The organism is Bacillus sp. CD3-5, from assembly GCF_006349665.1.
Taxonomy (GTDB): domain Bacteria; phylum Bacillota; class Bacilli; order Bacillales; family Bacillaceae_G; genus Bacillus_A; species Bacillus_A paranthracis.
Genome location: NZ_VEPX01000002.1, coordinates 211,392 through 225,103, shown reverse-complemented (window position 1 = coordinate 225,103; position 13,712 = coordinate 211,392). Strand labels below are relative to the sequence as shown.

General features: G+C 34.7%; 18 protein-coding genes and 1 pseudogene. 10 read left to right on the top strand and 9 right to left on the bottom strand.

Going from position 1 to position 13,712, the window contains the following annotated elements; translation table 11 throughout:
* Positions 1-101: 101 nt before the first annotated feature.
* Complete coding sequence (spoVS, locus tag FH036_RS06160) at positions 102-377, top strand: stage V sporulation protein SpoVS (RefSeq protein WP_000427804.1); 276 nt, start codon at positions 102-104, stop codon at positions 375-377.
* A gap of 94 nt (positions 378-471) precedes the next feature.
* Here the strand turns inward: spoVS and FH036_RS06155 are convergent, their stop codons facing one another.
* Complete coding sequence (locus FH036_RS06155; RefSeq protein WP_000069072.1) at positions 472-972, bottom strand: YxiF family protein; 501 nt, start codon at positions 970-972, stop codon at positions 472-474.
* Between the two features lie 84 nt (positions 973-1,056).
* Here FH036_RS06155 and FH036_RS06150 point away from each other — a divergent pair, with 84 nt between their 5' ends.
* Positions 1,057-1,248, top strand: coding sequence for a DUF3954 domain-containing protein (locus tag FH036_RS06150; protein WP_000512861.1), 192 nt, complete (start codon positions 1,057-1,059; stop codon positions 1,246-1,248).
* 319 nt (positions 1,249-1,567) lie between these two features.
* On the opposite strand, the gene FH036_RS06145 is transcribed toward FH036_RS06150, so the two are convergent.
* The 6 genes and pseudogenes from FH036_RS06145 to FH036_RS06120 form a co-directional block, all read right to left on the bottom strand.
* Entirely contained in the window at positions 1,568-1,885 is a 318-nt protein-coding gene (locus FH036_RS06145; protein WP_000734956.1) for a hypothetical protein, read from the bottom strand.
* An 85-nt stretch (positions 1,886-1,970) separates the two neighbouring features.
* On the bottom strand, positions 1,971-2,258 hold the full coding sequence (locus FH036_RS06140; protein WP_014481644.1) for a hypothetical protein: 288 nt from the start codon (positions 2,256-2,258) through the stop codon (positions 1,971-1,973).
* A gap of 132 nt (positions 2,259-2,390) precedes the next feature.
* The gene (locus FH036_RS06135) at positions 2,391-2,732 is read right to left on the bottom strand and encodes a hypothetical protein (protein WP_000384716.1); all 342 of its coding nucleotides are present in this window, start codon (positions 2,730-2,732) and stop codon (positions 2,391-2,393) included.
* A gap of 205 nt (positions 2,733-2,937) precedes the next feature.
* On the bottom strand, positions 2,938-3,249 hold the full coding sequence (locus FH036_RS06130) for a contact-dependent growth inhibition system immunity protein (RefSeq protein WP_000923400.1): 312 nt from the start codon (positions 3,247-3,249) through the stop codon (positions 2,938-2,940).
* Between the two features lie 16 nt (positions 3,250-3,265).
* Positions 3,266-4,155: pseudogene (locus tag FH036_RS06125) on the bottom strand (RNase A-like domain-containing protein); the annotation flags it as partial.
* A gap of 306 nt (positions 4,156-4,461) precedes the next feature.
* Positions 4,462-5,223 (bottom strand): hypothetical protein, encoded by a 762-nt coding sequence (locus FH036_RS06120; RefSeq protein WP_139895515.1) that lies wholly within the window; start codon positions 5,221-5,223, stop codon positions 4,462-4,464.
* Positions 5,224-5,332: 109 nt separating this feature from the next.
* On the opposite strand from FH036_RS06120, the gene FH036_RS06115 reads away from it, so the two are divergent.
* The 5 genes from FH036_RS06115 to FH036_RS06095 all read left to right on the top strand — a co-directional run bounded on the left by FH036_RS06115 (position 5,333) and on the right by FH036_RS06095 (position 9,533).
* The gene (locus FH036_RS06115) at positions 5,333-5,980 is read left to right on the top strand and encodes an HD domain-containing protein (RefSeq protein ID WP_000163595.1); all 648 of its coding nucleotides are present in this window, start codon (positions 5,333-5,335) and stop codon (positions 5,978-5,980) included.
* Entirely contained in the window at positions 5,977-7,872 is a 1,896-nt protein-coding gene (locus FH036_RS06110) for an ABC-F family ATP-binding cassette domain-containing protein (protein WP_000783207.1), read from the top strand. The genes FH036_RS06115 and FH036_RS06110 overlap by 4 nt, the downstream gene beginning before the upstream one ends.
* Before the next feature lie 75 nt (positions 7,873-7,947).
* Positions 7,948-8,679: a Bax inhibitor-1/YccA family protein gene (locus FH036_RS06105; protein ID WP_001260643.1), complete on the top strand. Its 732-nt coding sequence runs from the start codon at positions 7,948-7,950 to the stop codon at positions 8,677-8,679.
* 105 nt (positions 8,680-8,784) lie between these two features.
* Positions 8,785-9,039 (top strand): DUF4318 domain-containing protein, encoded by a 255-nt coding sequence (locus FH036_RS06100; protein ID WP_000975123.1) that lies wholly within the window; start codon positions 8,785-8,787, stop codon positions 9,037-9,039.
* A 158-nt stretch (positions 9,040-9,197) separates the two neighbouring features.
* Complete coding sequence (locus tag FH036_RS06095) at positions 9,198-9,533, top strand: single-stranded DNA-binding protein (protein WP_000982023.1); 336 nt, start codon at positions 9,198-9,200, stop codon at positions 9,531-9,533.
* A gap of 28 nt (positions 9,534-9,561) precedes the next feature.
* Here the strand turns inward: FH036_RS06095 and FH036_RS06090 are convergent, their stop codons facing one another.
* The gene (locus FH036_RS06090; RefSeq protein WP_044792573.1) at positions 9,562-10,152 is read right to left on the bottom strand and encodes a TetR/AcrR family transcriptional regulator; all 591 of its coding nucleotides are present in this window, start codon (positions 10,150-10,152) and stop codon (positions 9,562-9,564) included.
* A gap of 122 nt (positions 10,153-10,274) precedes the next feature.
* Positions 10,275-11,408 carry an FAD-dependent monooxygenase gene (locus FH036_RS06085; protein WP_001066846.1) on the bottom strand — a complete coding sequence of 378 codons (1,134 nt, stop codon included), beginning with the start codon at positions 11,406-11,408 and terminating at the stop codon, positions 10,275-10,277.
* 257 nt (positions 11,409-11,665) lie between these two features.
* Between FH036_RS06085 and FH036_RS06080 the strand changes: the two genes are divergently transcribed.
* The 3 genes from FH036_RS06080 to FH036_RS06070 all read left to right on the top strand — a co-directional run bounded on the left by FH036_RS06080 (position 11,666) and on the right by FH036_RS06070 (position 13,698).
* Positions 11,666-12,793 carry a conserved virulence factor C family protein gene (locus tag FH036_RS06080; RefSeq protein WP_000692584.1) on the top strand — a complete coding sequence of 376 codons (1,128 nt, stop codon included), beginning with the start codon at positions 11,666-11,668 and terminating at the stop codon, positions 12,791-12,793.
* A gap of 3 nt (positions 12,794-12,796) precedes the next feature.
* On the top strand, positions 12,797-13,180 hold the full coding sequence (locus FH036_RS06075) for a thiol-disulfide oxidoreductase DCC family protein (RefSeq protein ID WP_000634875.1): 384 nt from the start codon (positions 12,797-12,799) through the stop codon (positions 13,178-13,180).
* Positions 13,181-13,263: 83 nt separating this feature from the next.
* A complete protein-coding gene (locus FH036_RS06070; protein ID WP_000063713.1) occupies positions 13,264-13,698 on the top strand; it encodes a BrxA/BrxB family bacilliredoxin in 435 nt (144 codons plus the stop codon).
* Positions 13,699-13,712 lie beyond the last annotated feature (14 nt).

Below are 13,712 nucleotides of genomic sequence, written 5' to 3'. Positions count from 1 at the left end.
TGTAGTATTGTTTGCTTTTGGTGTGAATAGTAGTTAAAGATACGTTGAAATATTTTATACGGTAACAAAAGAGTAATTAAATAATAGAGGGAGCAACTTACATGGAAAATATATTAAAGGTATCTTCAAAATCAAGCCCCAATTCAGTCGCAGGTGCAATAGCAGGTGTACTAAGAACAAGTGGAAATGTAGAAATTCAAGCGATTGGAGCGGGTTCATTAAACCAAGCAATTAAAGCAATTGCAATCGCAAGAGGATTTGTTGCTCCAGGTGGTATTGACTTAGCCTTTGTTCCAGCATTTCAAGAGGTTACTATTAATGATCAAGAAAGAACGGCGATTAAATTGATTATAGGTCCTAGGAAGAAACGTTCTTAAAAAGAGTATTGATAAGTGGGATTTGAAAAAACTGATAGATAAAGTAATAAAAAGACCACTCTCATTTTGAAGTGGTCTTTTGTATTTTCGTATTTCATATTGTGGATACACCCCACATACTGAATTCGTAGTGATATTCAGTGCGTTCAATAACGATCCCGAATTCTAAATCATCCCCAGCTAATACAAAATCTGCATATCCAGTTAGAAATCTTGATATGGTTGATAACTCTTCTAAATTCTCAAATACTTCACCAATGTTCAGTTTAACTGCTTCAAATTTACCACCCTTAGAGAAAAAGAGTCTCCCTTGATCAACTGGAAATTTAATGGTTTTAGCTGTTTCTTTTAACAGTACTATTGATAGTCTTCTGTTTTCTTCATAATTAGTGCTACCAAAGTTTTTTATGTTTGAAGTTTGTGTTAGCGTATTAAATAAGTCTTTACAAAATAAATCATTAGATTCTGGCTCCATAAATGAGTCCATAGAAACTGTAACAATATTAGAAAGTTCGTCTATCAGTTCTTTTCTACTACCAGTTCTTTTTGCTTTCATTTTTAGAATTTCAATTCGGCTTTTATTCATATTACTCAAAAATTTTCACACCTTTACTTGCGTGGTGGGTGAATAAAACCACTTACTTCGACAAAGTAATTATAGCATATGGGAGTAATCTTGGTGGGAATTAGAAAAGAAAATCTTGTTGAAATGACAGCTAAAATCGATTTGGGTATAAATGGAATATATGTTGTTGAAAATGGTCAGGTTCAGCTAATAGAACCACCCAAAAGTGGATTTGGTGAACAATCATTTGTATATCAAAGTGGAAAAGTAATTCGGATGGAAAAGCGGAAGACGAGATTAATTTAATACTATTTTAGAAAAGAAGATTTGAGAAAAAATCGAGATTTAAAGGAGTCTTGGAGTGCTAATTTTATGAGTTTTTTATTTTCAAAAAAGTATGTTTTAATTTGCGAGGATGACAGGACTGTGAAAAGGTCTATACGAATTGATATGAGGTAGAGGGTTTAATCATTTATTTTAATTGTAAAGCAATTGAATTAATGGGGAGAGTATGAAACACAAGGCCCAGACAAAGTTTAACTATAATCTTTATCTGGGTTTTGTCTATGTATTTGATATTATAGAGGGTGAAAATGCTATTAGAGAAAAAAGTCAATTTGTAATGTTAATAACTTATACTACCAACTGTATAATCATTACTGTAATCTATACTTGCAGAAACCTTCTTCTGTTTGTCACCAGATATATAGCCAGATACCTCAAGCCTACTACGAGAGATATCTGTAGAAAATTCTACTTTTGTCACTGTAATATCCCAATTTTTCTCCTTTTTAAAATACTCGATAGCGGATTGTGATGCTTTTTCTTTCATTTCATTTTGTTCTTTTTCACTATAAGGGTGGGTAGCCTTATAAATTTGATATATAGTGTACGAACCTAAACCTAAAGTAACCAATAACGTTATTAAAAGGAGTTTTTTCATTTGTAACCACCTCTATTTTTCATTCGGTTTTGAAGCCTGGACATCCCTGTTTAGGTGGTTAACTGAAATCACATAGCTCTCTTTTTTATGGTGAGGAAAGTTCTCTTACTTCGTAATCATTGGTAGAAGATACTACAACTGAAAAAGTTTTATTTTTATCATTAGAAATATATCCGTTAACAAAAAGTTTTAATCCGCCCAATTCACTTGAAAATTCAGTATCTGTAATAGTAACATCAATATTTTTTTCTTTCTTAAAATATTCTATCGTAGCTTTGTTTGCTTTATTTTTAATTTCTTGCTTTTCTTGGGGAGTCATTGACATTAAAGGATTTGCTGTATGTATGAATTTTATAGCTGCGCAAGAAGCCATACCGACAAGAATTACGCTGACAATTATTGTGATTTTTAGTGATTTTTTGATTGTAATTCACTTCCTACTATAATTATACTTATATTACCAAATGAATGGGATTAAGGAAAGAGGGAGAAAGGTTGACTACTACTAATTGTTATTTTTTTCGGTTTTCAATTTTGTGTATTCATTTAACCAAATATCTATTAGATTTCTTAATGTAATAGTTTCTATTTCAAGAGGGATTTCGATTTCATCTTCATCATACTTATTAAATATAACAGTTTTATCTCTTCGAACATCTGCCCTAAAAATATTCGCACTTATTTTTTCATAATCACTTTTTTCATTTAAAACTTTATCTACAGTTTCTGCTATCCAATCACCGAATTCAGATACCTCTACATTTAAAAAAGCTTCTAAAATATCGAATTCCTTTGGTAGTCTAATAACTAAACTTCCTGTACTAAGTAACTCAAATTTGTAATCCATATTATTTTCTCCCTTAAAAATTAAATTATCGACCTTGTCTTGGAAATGCAGAAATAATTTTACCGTTACCATCTAAAAACAAACGAATAGGTAGGCCATTCTATCTTCATCTTTTCGTTAACAATTTATGTAATTGTAAATAAAGCCTATGTGTATGTGAAGTAATATGAACAAAAGACCGCCTATTACGGGCGGTCAATTTTTACTAATTATTTTTTAATGCTTGTTTTATCGTTTTAACTGTTTGTTCAAGCCATTCTAATGGTGTTACTTCTAACCCATCAAAATATATTCCATCTGCAGAATACCGTATGTATTCATTTTTTTCTGTATTACTATAATCGCTTTGAATAAATTCAGTTAGAAAAATAACAGCATCTTGCAAATACTCTTTTGATACCTCTTCTAGTAATTCTTGGAGCGCTTCTTCATAGGAAGTATCTTGGTGAAAAGTACCCGCTAGAAATTGAAATACCTCATCATCTTCGAGATTATCGAAATTGTCTTCTAATAACATAATCTTCCTCCTATTATCAAGATGGATATCCAGTTAAAATAAAACTTCCATTTATATCCTTCTTCAGTACAATTTTTGCATTTGACATATCTTCAACTGTTGTAGAACCTCTTATTACACCTCGTCCAATTATTTCAGTACCATGATAACGTAAAATTAATTTATTATCTCTTGGACTATTTAACCAACTTTGAATGCGTACTTGATTACGAGGGTTATTCAAGACGGTAGTCGCTATTTTTTCAGCTGATGCCCTATCAGTAAAAGTAGATGCACCTGTTATTCTAGGATCACTTTGCATTCTTTGCAATAGTTCTTCATCCGTTTTTCCTACATGTCGTTCAAGTAAATGTCCACCCCTAGCTTCATGTGCGGCTAGTCCACCTCCTGGAGTAAGCGAACTGATATCACCGGATTTCACAGTAGTGGTATTTTCTCCTGTAGCAAACTGATAGGTCGATAGCTTTTCCTCAGCTGCTCTAAAATCAGGTGTATTAAATACAGAGCGTATATTATTTCCACCAGCGAAAGCAAACTCATTGTAATTACGAATGCAGCGTCTTGCAAGCTTTGATTAGCAGTTCGTGAAATCTCAGCTAATTTTGTGCCAGGGTTCAACATTGCAATTTTATCCACGCCTTTTGTTCCTACGAATAGTTGTCCAACAGCCAATATAGTATGACCAGCCGCGCTTCCATACCATTCTGCACCACTATACGAGTCACCATTGGTAACATCACGATTCCAAGAATCAGAAATTGCTTGTTTTATCGCATTGAACGTCTCGACTGGGTGAGAAACGGCTTCAATCGTGTTATTAAATGTGTCAATTGGATGGATAACTGCATCTGCAAGTCCTAATAATTCATCACCTATAGCGTCGCCCACTCCCTTTTTAAAGTGATAGGAAGGTATATTTTCCGTACGCAAGTTCAACAATGGGAACGGTAATAGCTATTTATCAAAATGATTATAATTCAAGATTTATCGTAGAAATTTATGTTAAAAGAATCGTTTTAAATTAGAATTCAAGCTAATACAGTTTAATTAAAAGGTTATTATTTGCTCACAAATAATATAAAAACATGTGAAAAAATATGAAATACCCTTTTGAAGTAGAATACAATATAATAAATAAAAAGCGTCACAAATGCTTGTATAACAGGCACTTGTGACGCTTTTATAGTTTTATTTAATAAAAAATAAACAACCCTAAAACTGCTCATTCTTCTCCCAAGATTCCACAATATAATGTGCAATCGTCGGGTTGAATCCTTTCCCAACTAAAAACATAATGGCAGCAACTTCTGTTAAAGCGTGTTTGTGTGATGTATGTTTTGCTTCATTTAAGCCGTAATCTACCCAAGGTTTTACGAAATCTAGTACAGGTTTCTTTAAAGGTAAAAACTGTGTACCGACAACTTGTTGAATTTGTTGTTGCGTTGGTTCTGTAATTGGTCCAGGTGGTAAGATTTGTGGCTGTGTAATATCTAATGTTGGTCCAGGTGGTAAAATTTGTGGTTGTGTAATATCTAATGTTGGCGGTTTAGGTGGTGAGACACGTGCGTCGTAGTTTGGTTGATACATTTGTTGTTGATATTGAGGTTGTTGTGGCTGAGTTGGGTATGGGTTTTGTTGAAACTGTTGTTCTTGAGTTTGTGCTGCTACATATGGATTTTGTTGAAATTGTTGTTCTTGAGTTTGCGGTGCTACATATGGATTTTGAGGATATTCATAATTTGGACGTGTGTCGTATGAGTTTTGTTGAAATTGTTGTTCTTGAGTTTGCGGCGCTGTATATGGATTTTGTGGATATTGAAGTTCCTGATTTTGCGGTGTTGCGTATGGATTTTGTTCATATTGTTGCTCTTGCTGTTGTAACTCTTGTTCTTCATATTGTTCTGTATATCTTTGTTCTTGTTGCTGAGGGTAAAATGGTTGTTGTGGGTAAGGCGGTTGATTATTATAGAACATATTTATTCCTCCTTCATGATGATGCCTACCACCTAGTGTATGGGCGGACAAGAAAATATGTGATGAAAAAATGCGGGCGTGTTACAATAAGTAACTGGGTGAAGATAAAATGACAAAACTAGAAAAGATAGAAAAAACAATTACTTTTGTAAAACATATTTTAGAAAAAGATGCGAGTGGGCATGATTGGTATCATATTGAGCGCGTACATAAACTGGCGATTTCTTTATCAGAGCAAGAAGGAGGAAATCGTTTTATAATTGAAATGGCAGCATTACTTCACGATGTGGCAGATGAGAAGTTAAATGAAAGTGAAGAAGCAGGAATGAAAAAAGTTTCTGATTGGTTAGAAGAGTTACATGTTGAAGAAGAGGAAAGTAAGCATGTTCTTCATATTATCGCCAATATGTCTTATAAAGGTGGTCATGGCGGTAAAGTGGAGTCAATTGAAGGGAAGATTGTTCAAGATGCAGATCGCTTAGACGCTCTTGGTGCAATTGGAATAGCTCGCACATTTGCGTATGGCGGGGCGAAAGGGAGACTAATGTATGATCCAACTATTCCTCCTCGTGAAGTGATGACGAAAGATGAATATAGAAAAAATAATGACCCATCTTTAAATCATTTTTATGAAAAACTTTTAAAACTAAAAGACTTAATGAATACGAATGCAGCAAAACAAGAGGCTGAAGTTCGTCATCGTTATATGGAACAGTTTATTGAACAATTTATGAAAGAGTGGAATGCACAAATATGAAAATGTTAACTGTGGAAAACTTATCAAAATCATATGGAGAGAAACCGTTATTTGATGGATTATCATTTAGTATTGCAGAAGGACAACGTGCCGGAATTATCGGTGTAAACGGTACTGGTAAATCAACTTTATTAAAAATTATTGCAGGGGCAGAAATTCCTGACACAGGTGATATGACTCATTCACGTGGGTATACAATTAGTTATTTATCACAGCAACCAGAGTTTGATGAACAATTAACAGTATTAGAACAAGTCTTCCATGGTGATACACCTTTAATTCGTCTTCTTCGTGATTATGAAAAGGCGCTATTACATATCGAAAAAGATCCAAGTAATGAAAAGGTACAGGAACAATTATTTGCAGTGCAACAACGTATGGACGCAATGAGTGCGTGGGAAGCAAATGCGAATGCAAAATCGTTATTAACGAAACTAGGAATTACGGATTTCACAGCAACTGTTGGAAATTTATCTGGTGGGCAGAAAAAACGTATTGCGATGGCGCAGTGTTTTATTGAAACACCGGATCTATTAATTTTAGATGAGCCTACGAACCATCTTGACCATGAGACAGTTGAGTGGTTAGAGGAATATTTAGCAAGGTACACAGGTGCGGTATTACTTGTAACCCATGATCGTTATTTCTTAGATCGTGTGACGAATCGTATTTTCGAATTAGATAATGGAAAATTGTATAGTTATGAAGGGAATTACAGTACGTTTTTAGAAGCGAAAGCACTTCGTGAAGAACAAGAACTTGCACAAGAATCAAAACGTCAAAACTTATATCGCCGTGAACTAGCGTGGATTCGCCGTGGTGCAAAAGCTCGTTCGACAAAGCAAAAGGCACGTATTCAACGATTTGAAGAGTTAAAAGGTCAAGAAGGTCCAGCTGCAAAACAGTCAGTTGATATTGCGCTTAGCGGTAGTCGCCTTGGAAAAAAAGTACTTGAGTTAAAAGATGTAACGAAAAAATTTGGCGATAAAACAGTATTAAACAACTTCAATCATATCGTGAAACCAGGCGATCGTATCGGAATTATTGGAGCGAATGGAAGCGGGAAATCTTCGCTATTAAATATGCTTGCAGGTAAAATATCTCCTGATAGTGGTGAAATTGAAGTTGGGCAAACAGTAAAAATCGCTTACTATACGCAAGAAAATGAAGAGATGAATTTAAATCAACGTATGATAGAATACATTAAAGAAATCGCGGAAGTCATTCATACGACAGACGGAAAAGTAATTGGTGCGTCTCAAATGTTAGAACGTTTCTTATTCCCACCACATTCACATGGTACACCGCTTGGCAAATTATCTGGTGGCGAGAGAAGACGTTTATACTTATTACGTATATTAATGGGAGAACCGAACGTACTATTACTCGATGAGCCTACGAATGATCTAGATACACAAACATTAACTGTATTAGAAGATTATTTAGAAGATTTCCCGGGTGTCGTTTTAACTGTATCGCATGATCGTTACTTCTTAGATAAAGTAGTAGATGAATTGTTCATCTTTACGGGAGAAGGAGAAGTACGTGAATTTTTAGGTAGTTATACGGATTACTTAGAAATGGAAAAAACGAGAGAACTTATTGAGAAAGCGGAAGTGCAGAAAGAGAAAAAAGTAGTAGAAGAAGCACCGAAACAACAACGTAAGCGTAAACTTTCATATAACGAGCAGCGCGAATGGGAAACTATTGAAGATACAATTGCGGAACTTGAAGAAAAGCTAGAATCAATTGGAGAAGAGCTTGCGAATGTTGGTTCTGATTTTACGAAAGCGCAAGAATTGTCTGAAGCACAACAAAAAACAGAAGAAGAGCTAGAAAAAACGATGGAAAGATGGAGTGAACTATCGGACATTGTTGAAGGATTAAAATAAAAACAAGCTGCATATATTGAAAAGTAAAGAGAAAAACTTTACACTATTGGTAGAACCTATTTTAGGAGGGAAAAAATGAGAACATCTAATCCAATGTTGAAAAAAGAGGCATTCCGTAAAGAAGGAGCAAGTGCTTCTGCGATGACTATTGGCGGAACAGTAGGCAAAACGTTTATTATGCTTATCTTGCTACTTGCAACGTCTGTCTATTCATACATACAGATGCTAGAGGGTACGATGAAGATGCCAGTATTAATTGGCGCTTTAATCGTTGCGGCAATCATCGCATTTGCGTCTATGTTCTTCCCGCGTATTTCACCGTTTGGTGCACCAATCTATGCGGCGGTAGAAGGGGTTGTATTAGGTAGTATTTCAGCTGTTTATACAATGAAGTTTGGCGATTCTATCGTTTTAAATGCTGTATTACTAACAATCTCAATTCTATTTGCAATGTTAGTGTTATATGCAACACGTGTAGTAAAAGTAACGGATAAATTCCGTACAGGCGTGATGGCAGCAACACTTGGAATTATGGTTATGTACTTAGTCGTATTTCTACTAAACATGTTTGGTGTAACGGTTCCGTACATTCATCAAGGTGGTACAATCGGTATTATTATTAGTGCAGTTGTTATCGTAGTTGCTGCATTAAACTTATTACTAGATTTCGATTTAATCGAAAATGGTGTACGTAGTCAAGCTCCGAAATATATGGAGTGGTACACTGCAATGGGACTAATGCTTACATTAGTTTGGTTATACTTAGAAATTCTTCGTTTCGTTTCTTACTTTACGAAAAATGACTAATAAAAAATCCTGCATTTTTCATGCAGGATTTTTTGTTTTTCAAAGATAAATTGATGATGTGGTATAATATGGATGTTAGTAACTTTAAATTGAAGGGGATGGAATATGATGAAAGAGAAGAAAGGGATTATGAAAAAACTATTTTCTAAAAGTTTTTTCATAGAACTAGATGATGCTTTAACGTATCCATCGGGAGAAGTTATTACTTCAGCTATTGAAAGTTATGCAGCTGAATGTAATGAACAACTGAAATTTGAGAGTAAAGTAAAACCGATAACTTTTTACTTAGAAGAAGTATTGTATCGTGCGGAAATAAAGATGGCCCGTGGAGGATATTACATTTCATGCAGTGAAGTATAAATTTTGAAACCTTACATGTTTAAAATATGTAAGATTTCTTTTTTTCTTTTATAGCATAAAAAATAATCTTTTTTACTTTAAAATATATTATTTTACGCTTTTTACCCTTCATATATTTTTATTTACAATGAAGAAAAATATGTGAGGTGGTATAACTTATGATGAATCGAGTTGTATTAATCGGTAGATTGACAAAGGAGCCAGAATTATACTACACAAAGCAAGGTGTCGCTTATGCACGAGTATGTGTTGCGGTGAATAGAGGTTTTCGAAATAGCTTAGGTGAGCCACAAGTAGATTTTATTAATTGCGTCGTATGGAGAAGGTCAGCTGAGAATGTAACTGAATATTGTAAGAAAGGTTCACTTGTTGGAATTACTGGACGTATTCATACGAGGAATTACGAGGATAATCAAGGAAAGAGAATATATATAACGGAAGTTGTGATTGAGAGCATTACATTTTTGGAGAGAAGGAGGGAGGGCGCATCGTAAGAAGAGGGCTTAGTAATATAGCCCTCTATCACTTTTGATTGATCCCTTCCCAAACAACATCTAATTGTTGGTTGAGTGTATTTTTCACGTTTATTTCATTAGCATGTAATAGTGAATGGGACATTAATGTATAAAAATAAGTGCTCATAACAGTAGAAGTGATAATATGTATATCCCATTGACTGTTTAATTTTCCTGCCTCTTTCGCTTCTGTAATAATTGAAGACAAACCCTCTTGTAGCTGTTGTATACTTTTTAATTCATTTTCTACTAAGTAGTTTGACTTTATAATCTCAAAGACGGCATGCTTCATTAAATCACCATGTCCAGTAAATCGATCCAGTAAATCGCCTAAAACAAGTTTGATTCTTTCTTTTGGATGTTCCACATTTTCGTAAGTTTTTAAACTTTCATTCCATAGCTCAATTTGAGAATCACCTAAAAATAATAATATGTTCTCCTTTTTCGGAAAGTAGTTGAAGAAAGTACCCTTCGCTATCCCACATGCAGTAGTAATATCTTGAACCGTTACATTTTCGTACCCGCGTTCTTGGAAGAGTTGTACTGCTTTTAGGAATATAAGTTCTTTTAATTCTTTTTTTCTCGTTTCTCTCAGCATATAATCTACTCCTAACACAAACAATTATATATGTTTAATAGATAATCTCAAATAAAATCTTACTTCATGATTAAGTTTAATGTAATTGAAAGAAGGATAGAGAATGCTGTTTCTTATTTTTATTATAAATGAAAGTTGTATAGTTCATGTGCTTGCCTTTCAGAAATCCATTTTGGAATACGTTTCATTACTTCATTTCTTACTATAGTTAAAGGTTTACTTTCTATTTGCGCCATTTTTCCAACTGTCCACGCAGTGTTTGAGATTTTTTCAATTCTATCTCGTCGTTTTTGTTCATATTCTAAAAATGCTTGACGATAATGGGCATTATTTTTGATGCATTCCGCCAAAATAATCGCATCTTCAATTGCTTGGCAAGCACCTTGGCCTAAATTCGGAGTAAGTGCATGGGCAGCATCCCCAATAAAAACGATGCGTTTTTCAAAAAATTGATTCATTGGCATAATGTCTACAATATCACGATGAATCATATGAACGTCCGATGCATTATGCAAAATAGATGGTATGGGATTGTGGTAAGATTTGAAATGATTATATAAATCTGCTGTTGTGTAAGCTTTGTATTTTGGATCTCTAGCTTTCGCGTTTATGAGCGCATACCAGTATACTTCGTTGTTGGGAAGAGGGACGATACCAAATCTACCGTTCGTTCCCCAAGTTTCAATAAAGTCATTTGTTAAAGAAAGATTATTAGTAGGAGTTATGCCACGCCAACACGTATATCCTGCATAACGATAATTATCCCTTTGTGTTACTTGTTTTCGAACGACAGAATGAATACCATCGGCAGCAATCAGTATATTGCCAAATGCTTCACTACCATCTTGAAATACTATTTTTAAGGCGTCTTCCTCATTTCGTTCTATTTTTACACATTCTTTTCCCCATTCGACAGTATCTTCTTGTAGTTCAGAAAGTAGCAATTGATGTAAATCTTTTCTATGAATAGAGTACATTTTAGGATAACAAGCTGGGATAATCAATTTATTGAAAATAGTTCCTTTTTCGGATACAAGTTTAAAGCCGTTACTTTCGTTGCCGAATTTTTTTATTCTCTCAGAAATTCCGTACGGCTCAAGTGCTTGCATTGCATTTGGAGCAATGATAATACCCGCACCAGCAACAGTAGGCTCATTGTTTTTATCATATACTTTTACTTCTATTCCTATTTTTTGTAAGGAAATTGCTGCGCAAAGTCCAGCAATACCGCCACCAATAATTATGACATTGTTCATTTGTTATCACTCCACCTTTGAATGACTTTGTTCATAAAATGACCTCGGTCATTTTATGAGTTAAGGTTAATCCCTTTTTATGTAATTGTCAATTATACTTTTAACTATAGTTATGGAATGATTAGGTGAAAATAGAATGAATGAAACTTTCCAGCAATGTAGAAAAGTAAATAGTAAAATTAAGCATCCGAGTAGGAGTATAGAGTGATAACATGTTACAATACAGCTAAGAACATGCAATAAAGGAGAGTTTTTACGTGAAGATTAAAGCAATTGAACCGACGCCAAGTCCAAATACAATGAAAGTTATTTTGAATGAAGTATTACCATCAGGAGCACGTAATAATTATACAAATGAAAATAAAGAACAAGCACCAATGCAAGTGCAAGAAATTTTGAAAATTGAAGGCATTAAAGGTGTATATCATGTAGCCGACTTTTTAGCAGTCGAGCGAAATGCAAAGTATGACTGGAAAGTTTTATTACAGCAAGTTCGTGCTGTTTTTGGCGAAGAAGTAGTGGAAGAAAGTGAAGAGCAACAACTTGCTCATTTTGGAGAAGTGAAAGTGTTTGTTCAAATGTTCTTTACAATTCCAATGCAAGTAAAGTTAACAGATGGAACGACGGAAGAACGTGTTGGTTTACCAGATCGTTTTAAAGAATCAATTATGAAAGTTCAAATGTCTGCACCAAACGTTGTAAAAGAGCGTAAATGGGTGGAACAAAGTACACGTTACGGTAATTTTGAAGAAATCGGGAAAGAAGTAGTAGAAGAAATTGTTGCTGCTTATTCAGAAGAACGTGTAAATGAAACGGTTAAAGAATTATTAAATCAAGCAGGTGCTGTTGAAGTAACGATTCAAAAGCGTGAGCCATATAAAGTAACAGAAGAGATGATGAAAGATGTTGACTGGAAAAAACGTTTTGCAGCATTAGAACAAATGGATCCTACAGAAGAAGATATTCCAGTGTTGAAGATGGCGTTAGATGATGAAAAAGTTTCGATTCGCCGTTTAGCAACAGCATATTTAGGTATGGTAAAAGGTGATGAAGTATTGCCGTTATTATATAAAGCGCTATTAGATCGTTCAGTAAGTGTACGTCGTACAGCGGGTGATTGCTTATCAGATGTAGGTGATCCGGCAGCGATGTTTGTTATGATTAAATCTCTGAAAGATCCAAGTAAATTAGTACGCTGGCGTGCAGCGATGTTCTTATTTGAACTAGGAGACGAAAGTGCGATTCCAGCATTAAAAGCAGCGCAAGATGATCCAGAGTTTGAAGTAGCGATGCAAGCACGTCTAGCATTAGAGCGTATTGAAGGCGGAGAAGAAGCAAAAGGTTCTGTATGGAAACAAATGACGGAGTCTCGTAAAGGGGAATAATGTATGATTGTTTTCTATGATAGTTGGTGTCCGATGTGTACGGCGGTTGCAGAACGTACGAAAAAATTAGATAAAAAGGGTAAGATGAAATTTGTTTCATTTCGAGATGAAGATGTAGTTGAGAAGTATGAACTTTCTCAAGAATTACAAAGTAAGATGGAACAAAGACTGTATATTTTAAAAAATAATAAGTGGTATGACGGCATTCATAGCATACATGTATTAGCAAAGGCCGTTCCATCTTATTGGTTTGCAGTTCCTTTTATAAAGCTATCTATCGTACTTGGTTTTGGAAGTAAAGTATACGATTATATCGCTAACAATAGAAAACTTGTCCCAGTTGGACATTGCCGCGAAGGGATTTGTGAAATCCCTACAAAAAAATAAAATCATCGTTATCTTTCTTTTGCACCTATTAATAGAGCGTGATATGATGAATTTGGAATGAAAGTTGAAGGAGAGATTACAAGATGTCAAATGCTTATGAAGAATACATGCGCCAAATGGTAATCCCAATGCGTCAAGAATTAGTGCGCTCTGGGTTTGAAGAGTTAACTACAGAAGAAGCTGTAACAGAATTTATGGAAAACGTAACAGGTACAACTTTAGTAGTTGTAAATTCTGTTTGTGGTTGTGCAGCTGGTTTAGCACGTCCATCAGCAGGTCAAGCGGTTGTTCGTGCTGAAAAACAACCTGATCATCTTGTAACTGTATTTGCAGGTCAAGATAAAGATGCTACTGCAAAAATGCGTGAATACTTCGGAGAAATTCCTCCATCTTCACCATCTATGGCATTGTTAAAAGGAAAAGAAGTTGTTCACTTCATTCACCGTCATGAAATTGAAGGTGCAACTATGGACGAAATTATTACGAACTTAGAACAAGCTTTCGAAAAGAATTGCTAAAGAAGGGGGAGAGT

Bases quoted from the DNA above. Each gene is read 5' to 3' on its own strand.
- FH036_RS06145 (WP_000734956.1), bottom strand. From the start codon at position 1,885: ATGAAAAAACTCCTTTTAATAACGTTATTGGTTACTTTAGGTTTAGGT.
- FH036_RS06135 (WP_000384716.1), bottom strand. From the start codon at position 2,732: ATGGATTACAAATTTGAGTTACTTAGTACAGGAAGTTTAGTTATTAGA.
- FH036_RS06090 (WP_044792573.1), bottom strand. From the start codon at position 10,152: ATGCTGAGAGAAACGAGAAAAAAAGAATTAAAAGAACTTATATTCCTA.
- FH036_RS06070 (WP_000063713.1), top strand. From the start codon at position 13,264: ATGTCAAATGCTTATGAAGAATACATGCGCCAAATGGTAATCCCAATG.
- FH036_RS06130 (WP_000923400.1), bottom strand. From the start codon at position 3,249: ATGTTATTAGAAGACAATTTCGATAATCTCGAAGATGATGAGGTATTT.
- FH036_RS06115 (WP_000163595.1), top strand. From the start codon at position 5,333: ATGACAAAACTAGAAAAGATAGAAAAAACAATTACTTTTGTAAAACAT.
- FH036_RS06085 (WP_001066846.1), bottom strand. From the start codon at position 11,408: ATGAACAATGTCATAATTATTGGTGGCGGTATTGCTGGACTTTGCGCA.
- spoVS (WP_000427804.1), top strand. From the start codon at position 102: ATGGAAAATATATTAAAGGTATCTTCAAAATCAAGCCCCAATTCAGTC.
- FH036_RS06075 (WP_000634875.1), top strand. From the start codon at position 12,797: ATGATTGTTTTCTATGATAGTTGGTGTCCGATGTGTACGGCGGTTGCA.
- FH036_RS06095 (WP_000982023.1), top strand. From the start codon at position 9,198: ATGATGAATCGAGTTGTATTAATCGGTAGATTGACAAAGGAGCCAGAA.
- FH036_RS06140 (WP_014481644.1), bottom strand. From the start codon at position 2,258: ATGGCTTCTTGCGCAGCTATAAAATTCATACATACAGCAAATCCTTTA.
- FH036_RS06110 (WP_000783207.1), top strand. From the start codon at position 5,977: ATGAAAATGTTAACTGTGGAAAACTTATCAAAATCATATGGAGAGAAA.
- FH036_RS06100 (WP_000975123.1), top strand. From the start codon at position 8,785: ATGATGAAAGAGAAGAAAGGGATTATGAAAAAACTATTTTCTAAAAGT.
- FH036_RS06120 (WP_139895515.1), bottom strand. From the start codon at position 5,223: ATGTTCTATAATAATCAACCGCCTTACCCACAACAACCATTTTACCCT.
- FH036_RS06105 (WP_001260643.1), top strand. From the start codon at position 7,948: ATGAGAACATCTAATCCAATGTTGAAAAAAGAGGCATTCCGTAAAGAA.